Raw genomic sequence first — 23,265 nt, 5'->3', positions numbered from 1 at the left:
GAGGGCGGGGCATGGGCGACGGTGGCGTCGCGCTGGTCGAGCTGGCCGGCGTCAGCAAGACCTACGGCGGGGTGCGTGCCCTGGGCGCGGTGGATTTCACCGCGGCGAAGGGGGAGGTGCACGCGCTGCTCGGCGAGAACGGGGCAGGCAAGTCCACGCTGCTGAAGATCTTGTCGGGGGAAATCGCCGCGGGGGGAGGGGCGATCCGGATCGCGGGGGAGGCGGTCCGGTTCGCCCGCCCGGCCGACGCGCGCCGCGCCGGGGTCGCGATGATCCACCAGGAACTGGACCTCGTTCCCGCGCTTTCGGTGGCGGAGAACGTCTTCCTCGGCCGCGAACCGCACACCCGGGCCGGCACGGTCGACCGGCGGCGGATGGTCGCGGCCACGCGCGAGGTGCTGGAGCGCTCCGGCGTCGGCCTCGACCCGCGCACGCCGGTCGAACGGCTGCGCACCGGCGAACAACAGCTCGTCGCCATCGCGAAAGCCCTGTCGCTGGACGCGCGGATCCTGCTGATGGACGAACCCACGTCGGCGCTGTCGCCGCGCGAGGTCGAGCGGCTGTTCACGGTCATCGACCAGCTGCGCGCCGACGGGGCCGCGATCGTCTACGTGTCGCACCGGATGGACGAGATCGGCCGGGTCGCGGACCGGGCGACGGTGCTGCGCAACGGCGAGGTCGTCGCGGAGTTCAGCGCGGCGGAGCTGACCGCGGAACGGGCGGCGGAGGCGATGGCCGGCCGTCCGGTGCACCTGATGTTCCGCGCGGACAGCGTGTCTTCGCCGGATCAGGACGAGGTGCTTCGCGTCGAAGATCTCGTGGTGCGGCCGCGGGCCGGGCGGCGGGAGCCGGACGGGATCAGTCTCACCGTGCGGGCGGGCGAGATCGTCGGGGTTGCCGGATTGCTCGGCGCGGGGCGGACCGAGTTGCTGGAGACGCTGTACGGCGCGTCCGGCGGCAAGGTTCACCGGGGAAGGATTTTCCTGCGGGGCAAGGAGTTCCGGCCGCGGTCGCCGCGCGCGTCGCTGCGGGCGGGGATGGCGTTCGTGCCCGAGGACCGGCGGATCGCGGGGCTGGCGCTGGAGCATTCCGTCGTGGCGAACACCGTGCTGTCCATTGTGGACCGGCTGGCCCGGTTCGGGATCGTTCCCGGACGGCGCGAGCGGGCGGTGGCCGGGAAAGAAGCGGGGCGGCTCGGGGTGAAACTCGGGTCGCTCGCCGATCCGGTGGGTTCGCTGTCCGGCGGGAACCAGCAGAAAGTGGTGCTGGGCCGGGCTTTGCTCACCGAACCGGCGTTGCTGCTGCTGGACGAGCCGACGCGCGGCGTGGACGTCGGGGCGAAGGCGGAGATCTACCGGCTGCTCGGAGAGGCCGCGCGCGGCGGCGTCGGGGTGCTACTGGCGTCGTCGGAACCGGCGGAGCTGGTCGGCGTGTGCGATCGCGTGGTGGTGCTGCGCGGCGGGCGCAGCGTGCACGAGCTGGACACCGCCCGCGCCGGCGAGGCGGAACTGCTCGCCGCGTCGATGGGAGACGTCCGGTGACCGGGCGCGCCGTGCTGGCCGCGGTGTTCCGGTTCCAGAGCGTCTTCGGGCTCGTGCTGGTGTTCGCCGCCGCGATCGTCTTTTCCCCGCACCGCGACGGGGAGCTGGTGTTTCTGGGCAGCGGCAACCTGTTCAACGTCGTGCGCGCGATTTCCGAGATCGGCATCATCGCGGTCGGCATGACGCTGGTGATCCTGGTCGGCGGCATCGACCTGTCGGTGGGCTCGGTGATGGGGCTGGCCAGCGTCGGCGTCGCGCTGCTGCTCACCAGCGGCGGCTGGGGCCTCGTGCCGGGCGTGCTGGCGATCCTCGCGCTCGGCTTCGGTTTCGGCCTGGTGCAAGGGATCGCGAGCGCGCGGTTCCGGATCCAGTCGTTCATCGTGACGCTCGCCGGGATGCAGATCGCCCGCGGCATCGCGCGCATGTGGTCCGGCGGCGAAGGCGTTTCGATCGCCTACGGCACCGGTCCCGGCCAGGCTCCGGTGCCGTTCTCGCTGCTGGGCGAGCGGACGTTCGGCGGCGTGGTGCCGATCCCGGCGCTGTTCTTCGTGGTCGTCGCCGCGCTGGCGGTGCTCGTGCTGCGGGCGAGCGCGTTCTCTCGGCACGTGTACGCGATCGGCGGCAACGAGAAGGCCGCGGTGCTCTCCGGAGTGCCGGTGATCCGGGTGAAAGTGCTGGTCTTCGGCCTGTGCGGGCTGCTCGCCGCGCTGGCCGGGATCGTCCACGCGGGACAGTACAACTTCGGCGGGCCCAACGACGGCACCGGCTACGAGCTGAACGCCATCGCGGCCGTCGTGATCGGCGGGACCAGCCTGTCCGGCGGGCGCGGGTCGGTGTCCGGCACCGTCGCGGGCGCCCTGCTGGTCGGCGTGCTCGACAACATCCTCCAGCTCAACGACATCGATGCGAACGTCCAGCTGATCGTGGTCGGCGTGGTGATCGTGCTGGCCGCGGGCCTGCAGCGGCTGCGCCCGGCCACGGTGTAGACGTTCGGGGAAAGAGGCGCAATGTCCGGCATCCTCCGCGGCGGAGCGGTCCTGGCGGGGCTGGCCCTCGTCGCCGCTTGCGGCACTACGCACGAGAACGCGCCGGGCGCGTCGTCCGGGACCGCGCCGGCCGCGAAACAGTGCCGCGGCCCGAGCGGGAAATACAAAATCGGGATGAGCCAGGCGAATCTCGCCGAACCGTATCGGGTCCGGATGGACGACGACATCCGCAAAGCGGCGGCCGGGGTGCCGCAATTCAGCGTCAGTTACGCGGATGCCGCGCAGGACAATGCGAAACAGGTCGAGCAGGTCAACACCTTTCTCACTCAGGGGATCGACCTGCTGATCATCAGCCCGAACGAGGCGACGCCGCTGACCGGCGTGGTGAAGAAGGCCTACGACCAGGGGATCCCGGTGCTCGTGCTGGACCGGAAGGTCGACGGCGACGGGTACACGTCGTTCATCGGTGCGGACAATGTGGACATCGGCCGGCAGGCGGGCAAGTTCTTCGCCGAGAAACTGCTGCCGCACGGCGGAAAAGTCGTCGAGCTGAAGGGGCTCGCCGGGTCGACGCCCGCCAAGGAACGCAGCGACGGATTCAACCAGGGCATCACCGACCGGAATATCACCGTGGTGGGCAGCGCGGACGCGGATTGGTTGCGGGACAAGGGGCAGCAGCAGGCGGACGCGTTGCTGAAGGCGCATCCGGACGCGCAGGCGATGTTCTCCGAAAACGACCCGATGGCCGAGGGCGCGCGCATCGCCGCGCAGAACGCGGGCCGCGCGGACCTGCCGATCGTCGGCATCGACGGCCTGCCGGTGCCCGAGGGCGGCATCAAGGCGGTGGAGGCCGGCCGGCTGTCCGCGACGTTCATTTACCCCACCGGCGGCAAGGAAGCCGTTGCGGCGGCGAAGAAACTGCTCGTCGACTGCCAGCCCGTGGCGAAGACGCAGACCCTGCCCACCCGCCTGGTGACGCGCGACAACGCGGCCCAGGTCTACGCCGAACTGAACCGGAGCTGACCCCCTATGGCGCGCATCGGCCTCCTCGCCGTCTCCGACGGACGCGACCACGTGCACCGGCGGAACACCGGTTTCATCCGGGCCAAAGCGGACGAGTTCGCCGCCGCGCTGACCGCGGCGGGCCACGACGTGGTCACCGGAGGACTGGTCGCCACGAACACGACCGCGACCGCGGCCGCGCGCTCGGTCGCGGCGAGTTCGGTGGACGTGACGGTGTTTTATTACGCGGTGTGGGCCTTTCCGCACTTCACCATGCTGGCCGCGGACGCGACGCCGGGCCCGCTGCTGCTGGTCGCGAGCACCGACCCGACCGAGCCCGGCCTGGTCGGAATGCTCGCCGCCGGGGGCGCGCTCGACCAGATCGGCCGCGCGCACACCCGCCTGTGGGGCGCCCCGTCCGACGCCGGGCTGATCGGGGAAGTCGGCGCCCACGCGAGCGCCGCCGCCGCGGTCGGCGCCCTGCGCGGTTCGACGTTCGGCCGCTTCGGCGGGCGGCCGATGGGGATGAACACCGCGGTGGCCAATACCGATCAGTGGATGCGCCAATTCGGGGTGGACGTCGAGGAAATCGACCAGTACGAACTCGTCCGCCGCGCCGAATCCGGCGGTGCGGCCGAGGCGGTCAGCGGCCGGAAATGGCTGGAAGAGCAGGCGACTGTGCATTATGATGGGGATCGGCTCACGCCGGAGTTATTGGAACGCCAACTGCGTCTTTACCTTGCCGTGCGCGACGTCGCCGCCGAACGCCACCTGGATTTCTCCGGGATCAAAGCACAACCGGAACTGACCGAACACTTCGCGACCGCCGATGTCGCCGAAGCGCTGCTCAACGATCCTTACGACTGGAACGGCCCGAAGGCAGTGCACGTCACCGCCACCGAGGCGGACATGGACGGCGCGCTGACCATGCAGCTGATGCACCGGATCACCGGGACGCCAGTGCTGTTCGCGGACGTCCGCCACTACCACCCGGACCGGGATGTGTGGGACCTGTGCAACTCCGGCCAGCACGCGACGTGGTTCGCCGCGCGGAGCGAGGATCCGGCGGAGAACCTGTCCCGCGTGCACCTGTACCCGGAGGTGTTTTTCTTCCCCGCGGGCGGCGCTTCGGTGCAGCACATCGCCGCCCCCGGCCGGATGACCCTGGCACGGCTGAGCCGCTGGGACGGGGAATACCGGCTGCAGATGGTGCTGGGGGAGTTCGAGAACTACGACGAGCGAACCACGAAGGACCTGGTGTCGCGGTCGACGCCGGAGTGGCCGCATGCCTTCGCGCGCCTGGAGGTGGCCGCGGAGACGTTCCTGTCGCACTTCGGAGCAAACCACATCCACGCGGTGCCCGGGGACCGACGAAGGGAGTTGCGGGCGGCGGCTGGGCTGATGGGGGTGCGGGTGGAGGAGTGGAGCCGCTGATCGGGAGGGTGGAATAGGCCGGTCGTTCGTGGGCCAGCCATCGCCCCGCGCATCGCTGCCCGCCGACCCCCCCGCACGCTTCGCCTGGCCACCGTGCCCGACGCAGTGCGGGACCGGTCGCTCATCCGCGCCGCGTCAGCACGCCAGCCGCAAACTCCGCGCATCGCTCTCAGCCGAATCCATGGCTGCTTCAGCGCGGCTGGCACACCCGCGCCCGCGCAGTGCGGGTCCGGTCGCTCGTCGGGGCTGTTTCGGTGCGCCAGTGGCAAATTTCGCGTATTGCTCCCGGTCGCTTGCATGCGGCTGGCGACCGCCCCGCGTCCGCGCAGTGCGGGTGCGGTCGCTCGTCGGGGCCGTTTCAGCGCGCAGTCGCAAACCTCGCGTATCGCTCCCATTCGCTTGCACGCGGCTGGCGCCCCCCCCGCGCTCGCGCAGTGCGGGTGCGGTCGCTCGTCCGGGCCGTTCTAGCGCGCCAGTCGCAAATCTCGCGTGTCGCTCCCGGTTGCTTGCACGCGGCTGGCACCCCCGTGCCCGCGCAGTGCGGGTCCGGTCGCTCGTCCGGGCCGTTTCAGCACGCCAGCCACAAACTCCGCATATCACTCCCAGCCGAATCCAGCGCTGCTTCAGCGCGCCTGGCAACCACCCACGCCCAAGCAAGGCGGCATCGCGACGCCGCAGCACCGGGCACCCGGTTATTCACCCCCGCCACTCCGGCTCGCTAGGCAGCGCGCCCCCACCACTTCCTCGCGACCGCACCGCTTCAATGGGCCCACATACCTGGCAGGCTCGCTGCTGCCAACACCATCGCGGTTCTGCTCTGGAGCGGGCGCGGTGAAGCGACGTTGGATCGGGCCGAGGCACGGCGTTCTGTTGCTGCCGTGCCGAAGCGGCGCGTGCGACCGCCCGAATCCCCGCTCCGGAGCCACCCGGGCACGGCCGGGGACCGGTCCCACCCCTGCTGGATAACTTCGCCGCATGGGTGAACAGCCGTCGGGCAGGGCGGGCATTACCGCGTTCGTGCTCGGCATCGTCAGCTGGCTTTTGTTCCTCGGGACCTATCCCGCAGGCGGGACGAGTTTCGGCGACGCCGTCTACTACGAGCCGGTCACCGTGCTGGGGCCGTTGGTGCTGCCTGTCGGCGCGATCGTTTTCGGCCACGCCGGCGTGCGCCGAGCCGTTTCCAAGGGGCGCGGTCTCGCGGCCGCGGCGCTGGTGCTCGGGTATCTCGCGTTCGCCTTCGGGGCCGCGCGGTTCGTCGGGCTGGCCGCGGCGCGCTGACCACCTGCCGATCGAGCCGTTATTCCGGCTTGAAACGATTTGCCGGACATCGGGCCGAAATAGTCCGGCGGCGGGAAATCGTCCGCTCCGCCGCCCTCGGGGACCGCTGAGTCCCCGATCGTGTCTTGTCGTTTTCGCAGGTCGAAGCTGTCCTGGACCGGCTGGGGGAGCGAGGGGAGGGTTGCCCCTTCCTGCTGGCAATGCTGCCCTTGCGTAGCCAACTGAGACGTAGATCTCCACCGTTGGAGTGAAATCTGCTCGGTCGGGCAGCTTAGGCTCTTACGGCGCGTTACTTATTGAGAAACATTCACTTCGGTCCGGACAGGTTCGCGACCGGATAACGAAGGAGGCGCCGTCGTGGAAACCGAACCGCAGGTCGTCCGCGCGACGATCATCTTCGGGCTGCGCACGTTCGGGTCCGTCCCGCTGCCGGTGCGCGCCGATGTGGAATACGACCCGGCGGATCCGTTCGCGGTGTCGGTTGGCTACCACGCCGGCGGGGGTGTCGTGCGCTGGCTGTTCGGCCGCGACCTGCTCGCTGACGGCCTGCTCGCCCCGGCGGGCGACGGCGACGTCCGGGTCCGCCCCGCCGCCGACGACAGCCGCGTGCTGGTGGAGCTGAACGCCCCCGACGGTTCCGCGGTGCTGGAGGCGGCGGCGAGCGAACTCGCCGACTTCCTCGACCGCACCTACGACGAGGTCCCGGTCGGCTCCGAAGACCGTTGCTTCGACTTCGACGAGGAACTCGCGAAGCTCGCCCTGCGCGACTGACAGTCCACAGTGGACGACCGGCCCCGCGCCGGGCAGGCTCCCGGGCAGGCGACCTGCTTCGGGAGCGGGCGGGGCTTGGTCGCGGAGTGCTTCCGTCGGCCAGTTGAAGCAAGGCGGGCTCGTGCCGCGAGGGGTCGAGAGTCGCGGTGTAGACGCCGGTCGGGCCACAGCGTGCTCCCGTCGGTTAGCTGAAGCTAGGTGGGCTCGTGCCGCGAGAACCAGCCGTAGTGGTGCGAATGCCGGTTGGGTCGCGGAGCGCCCCGTCGGCCAGTTGAAGCTAGGTGGGCTCGTGCCGCGGGAACCGGCAGCAGTGGTGCACACGCCGGTTGGGTCGCAGGGCGCCCCCGTCGGCCAGCTGAAGCTAGGCGGGCTCGCGCGCGAGAACCGACAGCCGTGGCGCGAATGCCGGTGGGGTCGCGGGGGTGCCCCGTCTGCTGGTTGGAGCAAGGCGGGCTCGCGCGGCGAGGATCGGCAGTAGCGGCGCAAACGCCTGCCGGGCCCAGAGAGCGATCCCGTCGGCCCGCCAAAGCCACGCAGACTCGCGCTGCGAGAACCGACAGCAGTGGCGCGCACGCCGCTTGGGTCGCGGAGCGCTCGTGTCGGCCAGTTGAAGCAAGGCGGCCTCTCGCGGCGAGACTTGGCAGCCGCAGTGCGAACACCCGCCGAGCGCGGAGTGTTCCTCTCGGCCAGCTGAAGCCAGGCGCTCCGTCCTGCGAGGATCAGCGCAACCCCCCGCCAGGCCCGCAGAGCGCTCCCGTAAGCGAGAACCGGCAGCAGCGGCACCAACGCCGCCCCAGCCAGGCATCCCCCACCCAGGTGCCCGCGCATGAACGCCCGATGAACAACCCCCACCGCCCCCGCGAAAACCGGCAACCCGCCAACAACGCGTCGACCAGCCTCCGCCCGCAGCGCAACCCGGTACCGCACTGCCGAAGCGGGCTCTCCGATCAGGGCAGGTTCCGCTGCCGCGCGAGTGAACCCGTGGTCACCCGGGTTGACCGTACTGGCAGAGCGCGTACCGTCGCCTGTGTTGGCTGTTGTCCGGAACATACTGCGGTCAGCGCCCCAAGCAGGTCTCTGCGAAAGGAGCGCAAACCCATGACTCTCCACCTTCCCGGCGTCACCGCGCCGGAGGAATTGACCGTCCGTTCGGCTAGGCGGGCGGACGCTATCCACCTCGCTCTATCCGGCGACCTCGACGCGGCTACCGTGCACCTCTTCGAAGCCGCCGTCGCGTCGTTGGCCGGGCCGGTGGTCGTCGATCTGTCCGGTGTCGCGTTTCTGAGTTGCGCGGGGGTGCGCGCCTTGCTCGACGCGCACGAACGGATTCCAGGCTTCACTGTCGTGCCGGGGAAAGCGCACGCGGTCCGGCGGTGTCTCGCGGTGACCGGCGCGGACGAGATCCTGCGCGACGCGGTCGCTGCCTGATCGAGGGAGTTTCACTGCCGCCGGGCACGGGTAGGCCGCCGACATGACGATCGAGACGAACCGCGTTCCGCAGCTCGAACTCAACAACGGCGTCCGGATTCCGCAGTTCGGCCTGGGCGTCTTCCAGATCCCGCCGGAGGAAACGGCTTCGGCGGTGCGCGAAGCGCTGGAGGCCGGATACCGGCACCTCGACACCGCGCAGATGTACCGCAACGAAGAAGGCGTCGGGGCGGGCATCCGCGAATCCGGCGTACCTCGCGAAGAAATCTTCGTCACCACAAAACTGGCGAACGACGCACAGGGCCACGACAACGCGATCAACGCGATGGAGGGCAGCCTGCAACGGCTCGGCCTGGACTACGTCGACCTCTACCTGATCCACTGGCCGCTGCCGAAACAGGACAGGTACGTCGCCACCTGGCACGGCTTCGAGGAGCTGCTGCGCGCCGGGAAGGCCCGCGCGATCGGGGTGTCCAATTTCCAGGTCGCGCACCTCGAACGGCTGGCCGCGGAGTCGGCGACGGTGCCCGCGGTCAACCAGATCGAACTGCATCCCGCGCTGCAGCAGCCGGAACTGCGCGCCTACCACCAGGCGCACGGCATCGTGACCGAGGCGTGGAGCCCGCTTGCCCAAGGCGAGGTGCTCGAGGACCCGCTGCTGGCCGAACTGGCCGAGAAACACGGCAAAACGCCCGCCCAGATCGTGCTGCGCTGGCACATCCAGCTCGGCAACGTGGTGTTCCCGAAGTCGTCGTCGCCGAAGCGGATGCGGGAGAACATCGACATCTTCGACTTCTCCCTCAGCGACGGCGACCTCGACGTCCTCAGCGGCCTGGACGAGGGCCGCCGCACCGGTTTCGACCCGGACACCTTCGAAGGCTGAACCGGATCGGCCCGTCGCCCGTTGTCTCCTGTCAGGAGGGAGGCAGCGTGCGACTGTCCTGTTTCGTAGTGCCCGGCGACATCGACGACCGCAGCGTGCCCAGCGGCGGCAACACCTACGACCGCCGGATGGCCGAGCAGCTGCCGGTGCGGCTGCGGCCGGTCGACGGGGCTTGGCCGGACCCTGGGCAGGTCGCGGAAAAGCAGCTGGACCAGGTCCTCGCCGAGGTTCCCGACCGGGCGAAGGTGCTCCTCGACGGCCTCGTCGCCTGCGGAGTGCCTGACGTCCTCGCCCGGCACGCGGACCGGCTCGACCTGGCTGTCCTGGTGCATCTGCCGCTCGCCGACGAAACCGGCCTCGACCCGCGGCGCGCGGCTGACCTCGACGCCCGCGAACGGAAGACGCTCCGCCTGGCGCGCCAGATCATCGTCACCAGCCCCGCCGCCGCCCGCGCTGTCGAGCGGCGCCACGGCCTCGCCACCGTCCACATCGCACCGCCGGGGACCGATCCGGCGCCGCGCGCGAACGGGACGGACGGAGTGTCCCAGCTGATCTGCGTCGCTGCGGTGACCCCGCGCAAGGGGCAGGGCCTTCTCCTCGAAGCACTGTCCGAAGTGGACGGACTCCGCGTGGACCTCGTCGGCTCACGCACCCGAAACCCGGCCTACGCCAACAGCTTGCGCCATCCCCGGGCCCGCTTCACCGGTCCGCTCGCCGGGTCGGAGCTGGAAGCCGCCTACGACCGAGCCGACCTGCTGGTCCTGCCTTCGCTTGCCGAGACGTACGGCATGGTCGTCACGGAGGCGCTCGCCCGCGGCATTCCGGTGCTCGCCTCGGAAGTCGGCGGCGTGCCCGACGCCCTCGGCCGTGCCCCGGACGGCGAACAACCCGGCCTCCTCGTCCCGCCCGGCGACAAAGCAGCGCTCGCCGAAGCGCTCCGAAGCTGGCGCGACGACCCTGAACTGCGGAAACGACTCCGTACCGCGGCTGCCGCACGAGCGCGCACCCTGGAGGGATGGGCTGCTGCGGCGGCCCGGTTGCGCGGAATCTTGGCGGTGGGCTGATGCGGTGGCTGCGTTTGCTGGCCGGGGCCGCGCTCCTCGCCGCGCTGTGGTGGCGGCTCGGCACCGGGGCGTTCGCCGGCGGTCTGCGCGCACTGGGCCCGAGGCCGATCGCGACAGCCCTGGTCATCGGGGTGGTGACCACCCTCGCGAGCGCCGCGCGCTGGCGGCTGGTCGCGGCGCGGCTCGGCCTGTCCCTGCCGTTCCGGGAAGCCGTCGGCGACTACTACGGCGCGCAGTTCCTCAACGGCGTCCTCCCCGCTGGCGTGCTCGGCGACGTCCACCGCGCGGTGCAGCACGGCCGACGCTCCGGCGACGTCGGCCGCGGCGTCCGGGCGGTCGTGCTCGAACGCGCCGCCGGGCAAACCGTGGTGGTGATCGCCGGGCTGGCCGTCGTGGCTTTCCGGCCGGAGCTGTTGCCCCGGCAGGTGCTGATCTGCCTGGGGGTCGTGCTCGTGGCCCTCTTAGCCGGCGCAGTGGTGATCCGGCAACGGCTGCGCCGGGTCTGGGCAGCCGACCTCCGGACCGGCGTGCTCGAAGCGTGGCCCGGCGTCGCCGGCTGGTCCCTGGTCGCGGCGGCGGGCCATCTGACGCTGTTCGCGGTCGCCGCCCGGGCCGCCGGTGCGACCGCGCCGTTGAGCGTGCTGCTGCCGCTGCTGGTGCTCGCGTTGCTGGCGATGGGGATGCCGCTGAACGTCGGCGGATTCGGCCCGCGCGAGGGGGCCGCGGCGGTGTCGTTCGCCGCCGCCGGGCTGGGCGCCGAGCAGGGCGTGACGGTCGCGGTCGGCTACGGCGTGCTCGGCCTGGTCTCGACGCTGCCCGGCGGGGCGGTTCTCGCGCTCCGCCGGATGATCCGGCGGCCGGACCCGCAGGCCCGGCCGGTATCGTCCGGCCGGTGGCGGCGGCTTTCCGGGGGATTCGGCGACGGTGGTGCGCGGCGCTGGCCGTCGTCGGAGTTCTGGCCGCGCCGGCCTGCGCGGCTTCGGACGCGGCGATCAGCCGGGCAGGCGACGTCGTGCACACCGCAGCTGGCGTTGTCCGCGGCAGTGTCGCTCCCGGACACCGGCTCTTCCAGGGCATCCCGTACGCGGCCGCACCTGTCCGCGAGCGGCGCTGGCAGCCGCCCGCCCCGGTCGAGCCCTGGGCGGGCGAGCGGGACGCCACGAAACCAGGGCCCCGCTGCCCGCAGGCCGCCGACGGAGCCCTGACCAGCGAAGACTGCCTCTACCTGAACGTCTGGACCCCGCCGGCCGGCGAGCGCGCGCGGCCGGTCCTGGTGTGGCTGCACGGCGGCGCGTTCCTCAGCGGCGGCGGCGACCGCTACGGCGCCGCGCGGCTCGTCGAACGCGGCGACGTGCTGGTCGTGACGCTCAACTACCGGCTCGGCGCGCTCGGCTTCCTCGCCGACCCGGCGCTGGGCCCGGAACCGGGCAATTACGGCTTCCTCGACCAGCAGCAGGCCCTGCGCTGGGTGCGCGACAACATCGAACCCTTCGGCGGCGACCCGAACCAGGTGACGATCGCGGGGGAGTCCGCGGGCGGGATGTCGGTGTGCGACCACCTGGTCGCGCCCGGGTCGCGCGGGCTGTTCCGGGCCGCGATCATCCAAAGCGGACCGTGCCAGGCGCAGACGACGCTGCCCGCGGCCGAACGCGAGAGCGTCGAGTACGCCGCCGCGCGCGGGTGCCCCGACCGGCGGACCGCCGCGACCTGCCTGCGCGCGTTGCCCGACCGGAAACTCCTGGCCGCACCGGCGTACGGCTCGATCGCGGGCATCGAGATGCCCGGCCCGGTCACCGGCGGTTCGGTGCTGCCCGGCAAGGTCCCGGCGACTCCGGTGCCGGTGCTGCTGGGCACGACGCACGACGAGTTCACCTATTTCCTCGCCGAGCAGGCGGCGGCCGGGCGCGAGGTCACGCGGCACGGCTATCCGCAAGCACTGGCCCGCGTCTTCCCGCAGGCCGACGCGGTCGCTCGCGAATACCCGGCGGACGCGTTCAGCGGCAACGCATCGCTGGCGTACGCGGCGGCTGTCACGGACTGGGCGTTCGCCTGCCCGACCGCGCGGCTCGCCAGCTCGCTGCCGAGCGTGTCGACCTACGAGTTCAACGACCCGACCTCGCCGGCCGCGGCCGCGCTGCGGGCGCCGTTCCCGCTCGGCGCCACGCACACCGCGGAACTGCCCTACCTGTTCGATTTCGCCGAGCAGCCAACGACATTCACCCCGGCGCAGCAACGGCTCGCGGACCGGATGGTGGACGACTGGACCGCGTTCGTCCGCGGCGGCCCGACCGGGCAGGCAGTCGCGTACCGGCCGGGCGGCGCGCAGCCGTTGACCGGCTTCGCGAAAGAGCACCATTGCGGGTTCTGGGCTTCTCTACGCTGACCGGATGACCGTGCGCGCCGAAGACCTCGACGAAGCCCTCACCCGCGTGTCCGCCGCTCTCGAACCCGTCACCGGCGGCGACTGGACCCGTCCGGCGGGCGACCTCGACTGGGATTGCCGGTACACCGCCGAGCACCTCGGCGACACGCTCCTGTCCTACGCCGCGCAAGTCGTGAGCCGTCCGGCCGACCGCTACGTGCGCTTCCTCGCCAAGGCCGACGCCGGCGCGTCCCCGGCCGAACTGCTCGAATTCGCCCTCACCGGCGGGCGGCTGCTGGCCGCCGCGGTCCGGAACAGCCGTCCGGACGACCGCGCCTACCACCCGACCGGCCGCTCCGATCCGGCCGGGTTCGCCGCGATGGGCTGCGTCGAACTGCTGTTGCACGGCGACGACATCGCACAGGGCCTCGGCGCCGCGATCGACCCGCCGCGCGAGGTCTGCGCCCGCGTCGTCGCGCGGCTTTTCCCCGAGCAGGAGCCGATTCCCGACGCTTGGGACGCGCTGCGCTGGTGCGCCGGCCGGATCGACCTGCCCGGACGGCCCCGGCGGACCGGCTGGAAGTGGCGGGGCAGCCCGCTCGAGGACCGCTCGATTCCCGAGGAGTGAACACTCCTGCCCGCGGGGTGGTCACATCCGGTAGTCTTGACCACCAGGTCGAGAGGCGCTGCAACGGACCGGTGGTCCGCCACGCTCGGCCGGCACCACCATTCCCAAGGGCGCCTCCGTGGACTTCATGCGGAGGTGGCGATGACCCAGAACCTGCGGAACCTGCTCGACCAGCGCGTCGTCGTGCTCGACGGGGCCTGGGGCACGATGCTGCAGGGCGCCGGTCTCGCTCCCGAGGACTACCGGGCGGACTGGCTCGAAGGGCACGAGAAGGACGTCACCGGCGACCCGGACCTGCTCAACCTCACGCGGCCGGACGTCGTGCTCGACGTGCACCGCCAGTACCTCGCCGCGGGCGCGGACATCACCACCACCAACACGTTCACCGCCACCAGCATCGGCCAGGCCGACTACGGCCTGCAGGACCGCGTGCGCGAGATGAACCTGCGCGCCGCCGAACTCGCGCGCCAGGCCGCGGACGAGTTCGAAAACCGGTTCGTGGCCGGGTCGATCGGCCCGCTGAACGTCACGCTGTCGCTGTCGCCGCGCGTCGAGGACCCGGCGTTCCGCGCGGTCACTTACGAAGAGGTCAAAGCCGCCTACGCCGAGCAGATCAAGGCGCTCGCCGACGGCGGCGTCGATCTGCTGCTGATCGAGACGATCTTCGACACCCTCAACTGCAAGGCCGCGATCACCGCGGCCCGCGAGGTCGCGCCGCACCTGCCGCTGTGGATTTCGGTGACCATCGTCGACCTGTCCGGGCGCACGCTGTCCGGCCAGACCGTCGAGGCGTTCTGGACGTCGGTCGCGCACGCGCGCCCGCTGGTCGTCGGCGTCAACTGTTCGCTCGGGGCCGCGGAAATGCGCCCGCACGTGGAGGAACTGGCGAAGCTCGCGGACACCTACACCGCGTGCCACCCGAACGCGGGCCTGCCCAACGCGTTCGGCGGCTACGACCAGACGCCCGAGGAGACCGGCGGGATGCTCGGCGAGTTCGCCGGGGCCGGGATGGTCAACATCGTCGGCGGCTGCTGCGGAACCTCGCCGGCGCACATCGCGAAGATCGCCGAGGCGGTCAAGGGGCTTCCGCCGCGGCCGGTGCCCGCGCACGAGCCGAGCACGCGGTTCTCCGGGCTCGAGCCGTTCAAGATCGGCGCGGACACCGGGTTCGTGATGATCGGCGAGCGCACCAACGTCACCGGCTCGGCGAAGTTCCGCAGGCTGATCGAGGCGGGCGACCACCAGGCGGCCGTGGACGTCGCGCTGGAGCAGGTCCGCGGCGGCGCGAACCTGCTCGACGTCAACTTCGACGCCGACCTGCTCGAATCCGAGCAGGAGATGACCACGTTCCTCAACCTGATCGCCACCGAGCCCGAGGTCGCGCGCATCCCGGTGATGATCGACAGCTCGCGCTGGAGCGTGCTGGAGGCCGGGCTCCGCTGCGTGCAGGGCAAGGGCGTGGTCAACTCGATCAGCCTCAAGGAGGGCGAGGGCCCGTTCCTGGAGCAGGCCCGGCGCATCCGCGACTACGGCGCCGGCGTCGTGGTGATGGCCTTCGACGAGAAGGGCCAGGCCGACACGGTCGAGCGCAAGGTCGAAATCTGTTCCCGCGCCTACGATCTGCTCACCCGCGAGGCGGGTTTCGCCGGCGAGGACATCATTTTCGACCCGAACGTGCTCGCCGTCGCCACCGGCATCAGCGAGCACAACGGCTACGCGAAGGCGTTCATCGAGGCGCTGCCGCTGATCAAGGAACGCTGCCCGGGCGCGCACACCTCCGGCGGCATCTCGAACCTGTCGTTCTCCTTCCGCGGCAACAACGTCGTGCGCGAGGCGATGCACTCGGCGTTCCTGTTCCACGCCGTGCGCGCGGGGCTCGACATGGGCATCGTCAACGCCGGCCAGCTCGCGGTGTACGAGGACATCCCGAAGGACCTGCTGGAACTGGTCGAGGACGTGCTGTTCGACCGCCGTCCGGACGCCACCGACCGGCTCGTGGAGTTCGCCGAGACGGTCAAGGGCAGCGGCACCAAGCGCGTCGTCGACCTGTCCTGGCGGGAAGCACCGGTGGCGGAACGGCTTTCGCACGCGCTGGTGCACGGCATCGTGGACTTCATCGAGGACGACACCGAGGAGGCCCGGCAGCAGTTCGCCCGGCCGCTCGAGGTCATCGAGGGCCCGCTGATGGACGGCATGAAGATCGTCGGCGACCTCTTCGGCTCCGGGAAGATGTTCCTGCCGCAGGTGGTCAAGAGCGCGCGGGTGATGAAGCGTTCGGTGGCCTATCTCGAGCCGTACATGGAGGCGGAGAAGGCCAAAATGCAGGCCGAGGGCCGCTTCGACACCTCGCGCGGCAACGGCAAGGTCGTGCTCGCCACGGTGAAGGGCGACGTGCACGACATTGGCAAGAACATCGTCGGCGTCGTGCTGGGCTGCAACAACTACGAGGTGATCGACCTCGGTGTGATGGTGCCCGCGGCGAAGATCCTCGACACCGCGGTGGCCGAGCACGCGGACGTCGTCGGGCTGTCCGGGCTGATCACGCCGTCGCTGGACGAGATGGTGTCGGTCGCACAGGAAATGCAGCGGCGCGGGCTGAAGCTGCCGCTGCTGATCGGCGGCGCGACCACGTCGAAGCAGCACACCGCGGTGAAGATCGCCCCGGCGTATGACCACACGACGGTGCACGTGCTCGACGCGTCGCGGGTGGTCGGCGTGGTGTCCGACCTGCTCGACACCGACCGCGCGGACGCGCTGGACACCGCCAACCGCGCGGAGCAGCAGCGGTTGCGCGTCCAGCACGAAAACCGGCACGCGACGCCGATGCTGACTCTCGAACAGGCCCGGGCGAACGCCGAGAAGGTGTCGTTCGACGAGATCCCGACGCCGGAGTTCACCGGGGTGCGGGTGGTGGAGCCGTCGATCCGGCAGCTGCGCGAGATGATCGACTGGCAGTTCCTGTTCCTGGCCTGGGAACTCAAGGGCAAGTACCCGGCGATCCTCGACCAGCCGGTCGCGCGCGAGCTGTTCGACGACGCGAACCAGCTGCTGGACGAGATCATCGAGAACGGCTCGTTCACCGCGCGCGGCGCGTACGCGTTCTGGCCCGCGCATTCCGAGGGCGACGACATTCTGCTCGAAGGCGAGTACTCGGACTGGAAGTTCCCGATGCTGCGCCAGCAGACGCAGAAGCCGGACGGCCGCGCGAACCGGTGCCTGGCCGACTACATCGCCCCGGCCGGTTTCGGCGACCACCTGGGCGGCTTCGCCGTCGCCATCCACGGCGCGGAGGACCTGGCCGCGCGCTACGAGGCCGAGCACGACGACTACCGGGCGATCATGGTGAAGGCGCTGGCCGACCGGCTGGCCGAGGCGTTCGCCGAGTACCTGCACCTGGAGGCCCGCCGCCGCTGGTTCGAGCCGGACGCGCAGCCGGACCTGGCGGACCTGCACGCGGAACGCTTCCGCGGCATCCGCCCGGCGCTCGGCTACCCGGCGAGCCCGGACCACAGCGAGAAGAAGGACCTGTTCACCCTGCTGGGCGCGGAAGAGCTGGGGATCGGGCTGACCGAGTCGTACGCGATGACCCCGGCCGCCGCGGTGAGCGGGCTGATCTTCGCGCATCCGGACTCGCGGTACTTCACCGTCGGCCGGCTGGGACGCGACCAGACCGAGGACTACGCCCGCCGGCGCGGCGAGGAACTGTCCGAAGTGGAGCGGTGGCTGCGGCCCAATCTGGCTTACTGAGCCCGCTGGGGCCTTCCTGGTCGTTCCGCTGGCGTTGTTTTCGACGGGCGGCCAGAGCCGGGAAGCTGGCGGCCGGTGCCACGCCGTCGCGGTCCTTTGCAGCCTGCGGAAACTCGTGCATGCCGGACGAGGAGCAGCTGTGCGGGCGTTCTTTCCGTTGCGGCGATGGCGCTTTTCAGGCTCGACGGCTGGACAGGCGTGAGCTCAAGGCCCGGCCAGGTTCAGGACAGCAGTTCGGCGAGCCGCTCGGTGTCGCGCAGGTACTGCTCGTACGGGAATCCCGCTGCCAGCAAGGCTTCGCGCAGCTCGTCCCGCATGGGTTTCCCGGTCTCGCGGAAGGCTGTCCGGCCCGCGTCGGTGAGCGTGACCAGCCGCCGTCGCGCGTGGCCGGGGTCTTGGCGCACCTGGACGAACCCGGCCGTTTCCAGCGGACGCAGCGCGCGGCTGATCGCCGGGTCGGACACCGACATCGCCTGCGCGAGCTGATGCTGGGTCGCGGGTTCGATGTCTTCCACGGCGCCCAGCAAGCGCAGCTGGCTGTAGGTCAGTCCGGCTGAGCCGTCCGCGCGTTTCCGCGCGGCTTCGCCCATCAGGAACACCACCCGGTGCAGTGCTTCGGCAAGTCCGTCGTCCACGGGAGCGAGCCTACTAGGATTGTTGACTTGTTAATATTAACCATGCAAGACTCTCCGGCCTGGAGATCCCTTGCCTCGCCCAGACCCTGTTCCCCTTGAGCTGGCCGCTGATCGCGGTCGCCGGTGCGCTCGTCCGCGCCCGGAAGAGCCCTTCGCCGCGGGCCAGACTCGAAACCTGGCAACGATGGTGGGCCGTCGCCGCGCTCGGCTGCGGCAGCCTGTGGAGGGTTTTCGCCTTCCTCGGCGCGCCGGGCGTGATGGCCGACGCGATCGGGTTCGCCAGCTCGCCGTTCCAGTTCGAGATCGCGTTCGCCAACCTCGGGCTCGCGGTGATGGGCTTCCGGGCCGCCTCGTCGTCGGCCACCGCGCGGGAGCGGATCACCGTCGGCCTCGGAGCCGGGATGTTCCTGTGGGGCGCGCTGATCGGCCGCGGGTGCCAGTGGTTCGCCAATGGCGACCACGCGCCGGGCAACACCGGCGGCGTCCTGGTCTGCGACCTGCTGTTCCCGGCGGTGCTGATCGTCCTCGCGGTCCGCTCGAAGCGGCTGGCCGCGACTGTCGCGAAGCCCGCGCTGGTCTAGCCGGCCTGCGCGGTCTCGCCCCGGGGGTTAGTTTCGACGCCGTGGCGAGACTCAGTGCGGTCCGATCAGGACTGGTCGCGGGGCTGGTTCTGCTCGCGGCCGGGGCGGTGGTGCTCAGCGCGGCGGTGTCGGCCTGGTGGTGGTTCCTGGCGGCGCCGCTGCTGGCGCTCGCGGCGACCGGGGTTTACGACCTCGTGCAGCGGCGGCATTCGGTGCTGCGGAACTACCCGGTTCTCGGGCATCTGCGCTTCTTGCTCGAAAGCGTCCGGCCGGAATTGCAGCAGTACTTTGTGGAACGCAACTTCGACGGCCGTCCGTACGACCGTGATGTCCGGTCCATTGTGTACCAGCGCGCCAAGGGAACCGCGGCGGAAGAACCTTTCGGCACCGAGCGTGATGTGTACGCCGAGGGATACGAATTCCTTGTTCCGTCGCTCGCGCCGGTGCCGGTTCCCGATCGCGTGCCGCGGGTCCGGGTCGGAGGTCCGGATTGCGCGAAGCCGTACGAGATGGCTTTGCTGAACGTGTCCGCGATGAGCTTCGGTTCCTTGTCCGGCAACGCGATCCTCGCGTTGAACCAGGGCGCTGCCCGCGGCGGGTTCGCCCACGACACCGGCGAAGGCGGGCTCTCGGAGCACCACCTGCGGGGCGGCGGCGACTTGATCTGGGAAATCGGCACCGGCTACTTCGGCTGCCGGACCTCGGACGGAGATTTCGACCCGTCGACGTTCGCCGACAAAGCCGCGCACGAGGCGGTCAAATGCGTTTCCCTCAAACTCTCGCAAGGCGCCAAACCTGGAATGGGCGGCGTGCTGCCGGGTTCGAAGGTGAACGCGGAAATCGCCCGGGTGCGTGAGGTTCCGAGGGGAGAAACGGTGGTTTCCCCGCCGTATCACCGCGTTTTCTCGACGCCGCGCGAACTGGTGCTGTTCCTCGCCCGGATGCGCGAGCTGGCCGGCGGGAAACCGACCGGGTTCAAGCTTTGCGTCGGGTCGCGGATGCAGGTCCTCGCGGTGTGCAAGGCGATGCTGACGGAAGGGGTCACGCCGGATTTCATCGTGGTCGACGGAGCCGAGGGCGGGACCGGAGCCGCGCCGCTGGAGTTCGCGGACCACCTCGGCACGCCGCTCACCGAGGGACTGCACATCGTCCACAACGCACTGGTCGGCACCGGACTGCGCGACCGGATCCGGCTCGGGGCGAGCGGGAAGGTCGCGACCGGGGCGGACGTGGTGAAGCGGCTGATCCAGGGCGCGGACTACACGAACGCGGCGCGGGCGATGATGTTCGCGGTGGGATGCATCCAGTCGCAGCGGTGCCATACCAACAAGTGCCCGGTGGGGGTCGCGACGCAGGATCCGCGCCGGGGACGGGCGCTGGACGTGGGGGACAAGACCGAGCGGGTCCGGCGGTATCAGGAGGCCACGGTCGCCTCGGCGATGCGCATCATGGCGGCGATGGGGGTTTCGGATCCCTCGGAGCTGTCGCCGCGCATGCTGCGGAGGCGGGTGGACGCGCGGACGGTGCTGTCGTATGCGGAGTGGTACGACTGGCTGGAGCCCGGGCAGTTGCTGGCCGAGCCGCCGAGCGGATGGGCGGAGGAATGGGCCGCGGCTGATCCGGACCGGTTCGCTTGATCGTTGTTCTGGTGCGGCGTGGCCGGGGTGGGTTGGGCGCGGGTGGTTCGGTGGTTGGCTGGGTGCGTGGCTGTTTTGGCTGGCGGGTGCGTCTTGGCGGCGGATTTCGCTGATCGGGGTTCTGCTGTCGCGGGTGTGGGCCGGGTTGTTTGGGCGTGGGTGGTTCGGTGGCTGTGGGCTGTCTTGGTCGGCGTGCGCGCCTTGGCGGTGAACTTTGCTGATCGCGGTTCTGCCGTCGCAGGTGGTTCGGTGGCTGTCCAGGTGCGTGGCTGTCTTGGCCGGCGCGCGCGTCTCGGCAGCGCACTCCGCCGACTCCGCACTTCATGGGTGACCATGCCGGGCGAGGGGTCTTGCTGACGGAGCCGATCGGGTGAAGCGGCATCGGCGCGTGCGGCGCGCCCCGGGTGGTGAGCCGCCGGGGGTTGGCGGGGGCGGCCGGCCGGACCTTTGGCTTGACGTGCCGTTCTCCGCGACCGGGCGTCGCCGGGTTCGCTGTTGGCGGAGTGATCGCGCCGCCGGGCGGCGGGGCGGCGGTGCCACCGGCCGGGGGGTCTGCTGGCGATCCGTCCTCTGATCGGGCACGATCGGTGATCGTGGCTTCGGCAAACGGGCAGGACCCGGGGGACCTCGAGGTTTCCGTGCGGTGGCGGGGACCCGCCGCGGTGGTGACCGTGGGCGGCGAGATCGATCTGGTCACCGCGCCGGAACTCGGCGAGGTCGTGGGCGGGGTGCTGGAACGCGAGCCCGGCGTGCTGGTGGTCGACCTGCGCGCGGTCGATTTCCTCAGCTCGTCCGGGCTGCAGGTGCTGGCCGGCGCGCACCGCAAGCTCGACGCGGGAGCGTTGCGGGTGGTGAGCACGTCGTCGGTCACGTCGAAGCCGTTCACGAGCACCGGGCTCGACGAGTGGATCGCGCTGTTCCCCTCGGTCGACCAAGCGCTGGCCGGGGTCGCCGGGGCGGGCGGCTGACGATGGACGTGCAGGAGGGCACCCGCGCGCTGAGCTGCCACGGGATCGTGGCGGAACCGGAGTCGCTGCGCACGCTGCGGCACCGGCTGCTGGCCTGGGCGCGGGAGTCGGGCATTCCGGACGATCGGGCGCACGACATCGTGCTGGCCGGATACGAGGCGCTGGCGAACGTCGCGGACCACGCGTATCCGGGAGAACCGGGGCTGGTCGACCTCGACGCGGTGTGCCGCTCGGACAGCGTCGAGGTCGTGATCGCGGACCACGGCGAATGGCGCCCGCCGGACGAAACCGAGAACGACCCGGTTTCGGTGCGCGGCCGCGGCCTGCTGCTGGTGCAGGCGACGGCGGACGAATCGGACGTGCGAACCAGCGCTGGCGGCACGGTCGTCACGTTGCGGTGGCGGCTCTGAGGACTCCGGCCCGGGGTTCCGCGTTGCCGGGCTGGTGCGGATTGTCGTGTTGGGACGGAGTCTCGGCTGGGGGTCGCCGGTTCGGTTGAGGGCTCGGCCGTGACCCGGTCGCATGCGGACAGTGGCTGGTCGGTGCGAGCGGCGCGGTGGTTTCGTTGCGAGAGCGGTTGGTGCGGGCGATGGCTGATCGAGTGAGCCAGCGCGGTGGCCGTTGAGGAGCCCAGCCTGATGCTCCCCATTCGGCGAATCAGCGCGGGCGGCCCGGAAAGTCCGGTGCTCAGCTCACCGGTTCGGCGGCTCGGCGGCGGAGCAGGTAGCGCTGCACTTTGCCGCTCGGGTTGCGCGGCAGGTTCGGGACGAATTCCACCCGGCGCGGGTATTTGTACGGCGCGGCAAGGGATTTCGCGAAGTCCTGCAGCTCCTTGACCTTCGCCTCGTCGCCGGGAACACCCTCGTTGAGGACCACGTAAGCGGCGACGATCGAGCCCCGGGCGTCGTCCGGGGCGGCTACTACCGCGCATTCCAGCACGTCCGGGTGGCGCAGCAGCACCTCTTCCACCTCGGGGCCGGCGATGTTGTAGCCGGACGAGACGATCATGTCGTCGCTGCGGGCGCGGTAGTGGAAGTAGCCGTCGGAGTCGCGGACGTAGGTGTCGCCGGTGAGGTTCCAGCCGTCTTCGACGAAGACTGTCTGCCGGTCGTCGGCGAGGTAGCGGCAGCCCGTCGGGCCTTGGACGGCCAGGCGGCCCGGGGTGCCGTCGGGGACGGGGCGGCCGTTGTCGTCGACGATCTGTGCTCGGTAGCCGGGCACGACGCGGCCGGTCGCGCCAGGGCGGGCGTCCTCGTCGGCGGCGGAGATGAAGACGTGCAGCATTTCGGTGCTGCCGATGCCGTCGATGAGCCAGTGGCCGGTCGCCTCGTGGAAGTCGATCGCGACGGATTCGGGCAGCGCCTCGCCCGCCGACACCGCGCGGCGCAGGACGGACAGCAGCGGGCGGCGGTCGGACGCCAGGATCGCCCGGTACGCGGTGGGCGCGGTGAACAGCACCGTCACGTGATGCTCGGCGACGAGGTCCGCGAGTTCGGTCGGGGTGGCGCGCTCGACGAGCAGCGTCGCGGCGCCGGCGTGCAGCGGGAACACCAGCAGGCCGCCGAGGCCGAAGGTGAACGCCAGCGGGGGAGTGCCGCAGAACAGGTCGGTTTCCCGGGGTTTGACCAGGTGCCGGGAGAACGTGTCGGCGATGGCCAGCAGGTCGCGGTGGAAATGCATGGTCGCCTTCGGACGGCCGGTGGTGCCGGAGGTGAAGGCGAGGAGCGCGACGTCGTCCGCGGCGGTGTCGACGTCCTCGAACGTCGCCGGGCGGGCGGGGCAGCGGGCGGCCAGGTCGTCCGGGCTGTCGCCGCCGTAAGGGACGAGCGGGAGGTCGAAGGGCCGCAGTTCCTCGGGATACCGGTGGTCGCAGAGGGCGAGGACGGGCGTGCTGGCCTCGATGATTTTCGACAGCTCGTGCGCGCGCAGCATCGGCATGGTGGCGACGGCGACCGCGCCCGCTTTCAGCACGCCGAGCCAGCACGCGGCGAGCCACGGGGTATTCGGTCCGCGCAGCAGCACGCGGTTGCCGGGCACGACCCCCTGGGCGGTCAGCTCGTGGGCGATCTGGTTGGCGCGGGTCAGCAGGTCGCCGTAGGACCAGGATTCGGTGGGCGACAGCAGCGCGGGACGGTCGGCTCCCCAGCGCGCGATCGTGTCGTCGAGCAGGCGCGTGGCCGCGTTGAGCCGGTCCGGGTACTGGAGTTCGGGCAGGTCGAACCACAACCGCGGCCACTGCTCGAACGGCGGGAGGTGGTCCCGGCAGAACGTGTCGACATGCGCACTCGGCTGGAGCTGCACTGCGTGCCCCCAATTCGGA

18 protein-coding genes, 1 pseudogene and 1 riboswitch are annotated in these 23,265 nt (G+C 70.9%); of the genes and pseudogenes, 17 read left to right on the top strand and 2 right to left on the bottom strand.

Annotated elements, in window-relative coordinates:
• Positions 1-11 precede the first annotated feature (11 nt).
• The 13 genes and pseudogenes from F9C11_RS34635 to metH all read left to right on the top strand — a co-directional run bounded on the left by F9C11_RS34635 (position 12) and on the right by metH (position 17,124).
• The gene (locus tag F9C11_RS34635; RefSeq protein WP_409181575.1) at positions 12-1,541 is read left to right on the top strand and encodes a sugar ABC transporter ATP-binding protein; all 1,530 of its coding nucleotides are present in this window, start codon (positions 12-14) and stop codon (positions 1,539-1,541) included.
• Positions 1,538-2,527, top strand: a complete 990-nt coding sequence (locus tag F9C11_RS34630; RefSeq protein WP_409181574.1) for an ABC transporter permease — start codon at positions 1,538-1,540, stop codon at positions 2,525-2,527. Before F9C11_RS34635 ends, F9C11_RS34630 begins: the two co-directional genes overlap by 4 nt.
• 21 nt (positions 2,528-2,548) lie before the next feature.
• The gene (locus F9C11_RS34625; RefSeq protein WP_409181573.1) at positions 2,549-3,550 is read left to right on the top strand and encodes a substrate-binding domain-containing protein; all 1,002 of its coding nucleotides are present in this window, start codon (positions 2,549-2,551) and stop codon (positions 3,548-3,550) included.
• Positions 3,551-3,556: 6 nt separating this feature from the next.
• Positions 3,557-4,963: an L-fucose/L-arabinose isomerase family protein gene (locus F9C11_RS34620; protein ID WP_409181572.1), complete on the top strand. Its 1,407-nt coding sequence runs from the start codon at positions 3,557-3,559 to the stop codon at positions 4,961-4,963.
• A 975-nt stretch (positions 4,964-5,938) separates the two neighbouring features.
• Positions 5,939-6,241, top strand: a complete 303-nt coding sequence (locus F9C11_RS34615; RefSeq protein ID WP_409181571.1) for a hypothetical protein — start codon at positions 5,939-5,941, stop codon at positions 6,239-6,241.
• A 357-nt stretch (positions 6,242-6,598) separates the two neighbouring features.
• Positions 6,599-7,012 carry an SsgA family sporulation/cell division regulator gene (locus F9C11_RS34610; RefSeq protein ID WP_409181570.1) on the top strand — a complete coding sequence of 138 codons (414 nt, stop codon included), beginning with the start codon at positions 6,599-6,601 and terminating at the stop codon, positions 7,010-7,012.
• A gap of 1,098 nt (positions 7,013-8,110) precedes the next feature.
• Positions 8,111-8,440, top strand: a complete 330-nt coding sequence (locus F9C11_RS34605; protein ID WP_409181569.1) for an STAS domain-containing protein — start codon at positions 8,111-8,113, stop codon at positions 8,438-8,440.
• A gap of 43 nt (positions 8,441-8,483) precedes the next feature.
• Positions 8,484-9,323 (top strand): aldo/keto reductase, encoded by an 840-nt coding sequence (locus tag F9C11_RS34600; protein WP_409181567.1) that lies wholly within the window; start codon positions 8,484-8,486, stop codon positions 9,321-9,323.
• Positions 9,324-9,370: 47 nt separating this feature from the next.
• Positions 9,371-10,387, top strand: coding sequence for a glycosyltransferase family 4 protein (locus F9C11_RS34595; protein WP_409181566.1), 1,017 nt, complete (start codon positions 9,371-9,373; stop codon positions 10,385-10,387).
• Positions 10,339-11,148, top strand: a pseudogene (locus F9C11_RS34590) (YbhN family protein); the annotation flags it as partial. The gene F9C11_RS34595 and the pseudogene F9C11_RS34590, both read left to right, overlap by 49 nt.
• Before the next feature lie 251 nt (positions 11,149-11,399).
• Positions 11,400-12,770, top strand: a complete 1,371-nt coding sequence (locus tag F9C11_RS34585; RefSeq protein ID WP_409181565.1) for a carboxylesterase/lipase family protein — start codon at positions 11,400-11,402, stop codon at positions 12,768-12,770.
• A gap of 4 nt (positions 12,771-12,774) precedes the next feature.
• The gene (locus F9C11_RS34580) at positions 12,775-13,377 is read left to right on the top strand and encodes a maleylpyruvate isomerase N-terminal domain-containing protein (RefSeq protein WP_409181564.1); all 603 of its coding nucleotides are present in this window, start codon (positions 12,775-12,777) and stop codon (positions 13,375-13,377) included.
• A gap of 44 nt (positions 13,378-13,421) precedes the next feature.
• Positions 13,422-13,500, top strand: a riboswitch (S-adenosyl-L-homocysteine riboswitch).
• A gap of 18 nt (positions 13,501-13,518) precedes the next feature.
• Positions 13,519-17,124 (top strand): methionine synthase, encoded by a 3,606-nt coding sequence (metH, locus tag F9C11_RS34575; RefSeq protein ID WP_409181563.1) that lies wholly within the window; start codon positions 13,519-13,521, stop codon positions 17,122-17,124.
• 221 nt (positions 17,125-17,345) lie between these two features.
• Here metH and F9C11_RS34570 read toward each other — a convergent pair whose 3' ends face one another.
• The gene (locus tag F9C11_RS34570; protein ID WP_409181562.1) at positions 17,346-17,759 is read right to left on the bottom strand and encodes a MarR family winged helix-turn-helix transcriptional regulator; all 414 of its coding nucleotides are present in this window, start codon (positions 17,757-17,759) and stop codon (positions 17,346-17,348) included.
• Positions 17,760-17,854: 95 nt separating this feature from the next.
• Here F9C11_RS34570 and F9C11_RS34565 point away from each other — a divergent pair, with 95 nt between their 5' ends.
• From F9C11_RS34565 to F9C11_RS34550, 4 genes are all read left to right on the top strand, one after another.
• Positions 17,855-18,340 (top strand): DUF6790 family protein, encoded by a 486-nt coding sequence (locus tag F9C11_RS34565; protein ID WP_409181561.1) that lies wholly within the window; start codon positions 17,855-17,857, stop codon positions 18,338-18,340.
• 41 nt (positions 18,341-18,381) lie between these two features.
• The gene (locus F9C11_RS34560) at positions 18,382-19,977 is read left to right on the top strand and encodes an FMN-binding glutamate synthase family protein (protein ID WP_409181560.1); all 1,596 of its coding nucleotides are present in this window, start codon (positions 18,382-18,384) and stop codon (positions 19,975-19,977) included.
• A gap of 593 nt (positions 19,978-20,570) precedes the next feature.
• Positions 20,571-20,945, top strand: a complete 375-nt coding sequence (locus F9C11_RS34555) for an STAS domain-containing protein (RefSeq protein ID WP_409181559.1) — start codon at positions 20,571-20,573, stop codon at positions 20,943-20,945.
• Positions 20,946-20,947: 2 nt separating this feature from the next.
• Positions 20,948-21,355, top strand: coding sequence for an ATP-binding protein (locus F9C11_RS34550; RefSeq protein WP_409181558.1), 408 nt, complete (start codon positions 20,948-20,950; stop codon positions 21,353-21,355).
• A gap of 277 nt (positions 21,356-21,632) precedes the next feature.
• On the opposite strand, the gene F9C11_RS34545 is transcribed toward F9C11_RS34550, so the two are convergent.
• Positions 21,633-23,246, bottom strand: coding sequence for an AMP-binding protein (locus F9C11_RS34545; RefSeq protein WP_409181557.1), 1,614 nt, complete (start codon positions 23,244-23,246; stop codon positions 21,633-21,635).
• Between the last annotated feature and the right edge of the window lie 19 nt (positions 23,247-23,265).

The organism is Amycolatopsis sp. VS8301801F10 (genome assembly GCF_046195355.1).
In the GTDB taxonomy this organism is placed as follows: domain Bacteria; phylum Actinomycetota; class Actinomycetes; order Mycobacteriales; family Pseudonocardiaceae; genus Amycolatopsis.
This window is presented reverse-complemented; position numbering and strand designations above follow the sequence as displayed.

Excerpts from the sequence above, each read along its gene's own strand:
- F9C11_RS34635 (WP_409181575.1), top strand. The coding sequence starts at position 12 with ATGGGCGACGGTGGCGTCGCGCTGGTCGAGCTGGCCGGCGTCAGCAAG.
- F9C11_RS34625 (WP_409181573.1), top strand. The coding sequence starts at position 2,549 with ATGTCCGGCATCCTCCGCGGCGGAGCGGTCCTGGCGGGGCTGGCCCTC.
- F9C11_RS34620 (WP_409181572.1), top strand. The coding sequence starts at position 3,557 with ATGGCGCGCATCGGCCTCCTCGCCGTCTCCGACGGACGCGACCACGTG.
- F9C11_RS34615 (WP_409181571.1), top strand. The coding sequence starts at position 5,939 with ATGGGTGAACAGCCGTCGGGCAGGGCGGGCATTACCGCGTTCGTGCTC.
- F9C11_RS34605 (WP_409181569.1), top strand. The coding sequence starts at position 8,111 with ATGACTCTCCACCTTCCCGGCGTCACCGCGCCGGAGGAATTGACCGTC.
- F9C11_RS34600 (WP_409181567.1), top strand. The coding sequence starts at position 8,484 with ATGACGATCGAGACGAACCGCGTTCCGCAGCTCGAACTCAACAACGGC.
- F9C11_RS34580 (WP_409181564.1), top strand. The coding sequence starts at position 12,775 with ATGACCGTGCGCGCCGAAGACCTCGACGAAGCCCTCACCCGCGTGTCC.
- metH (WP_409181563.1), top strand. The coding sequence starts at position 13,519 with ATGACCCAGAACCTGCGGAACCTGCTCGACCAGCGCGTCGTCGTGCTC.
- F9C11_RS34550 (WP_409181558.1), top strand. The coding sequence starts at position 20,948 with ATGGACGTGCAGGAGGGCACCCGCGCGCTGAGCTGCCACGGGATCGTG.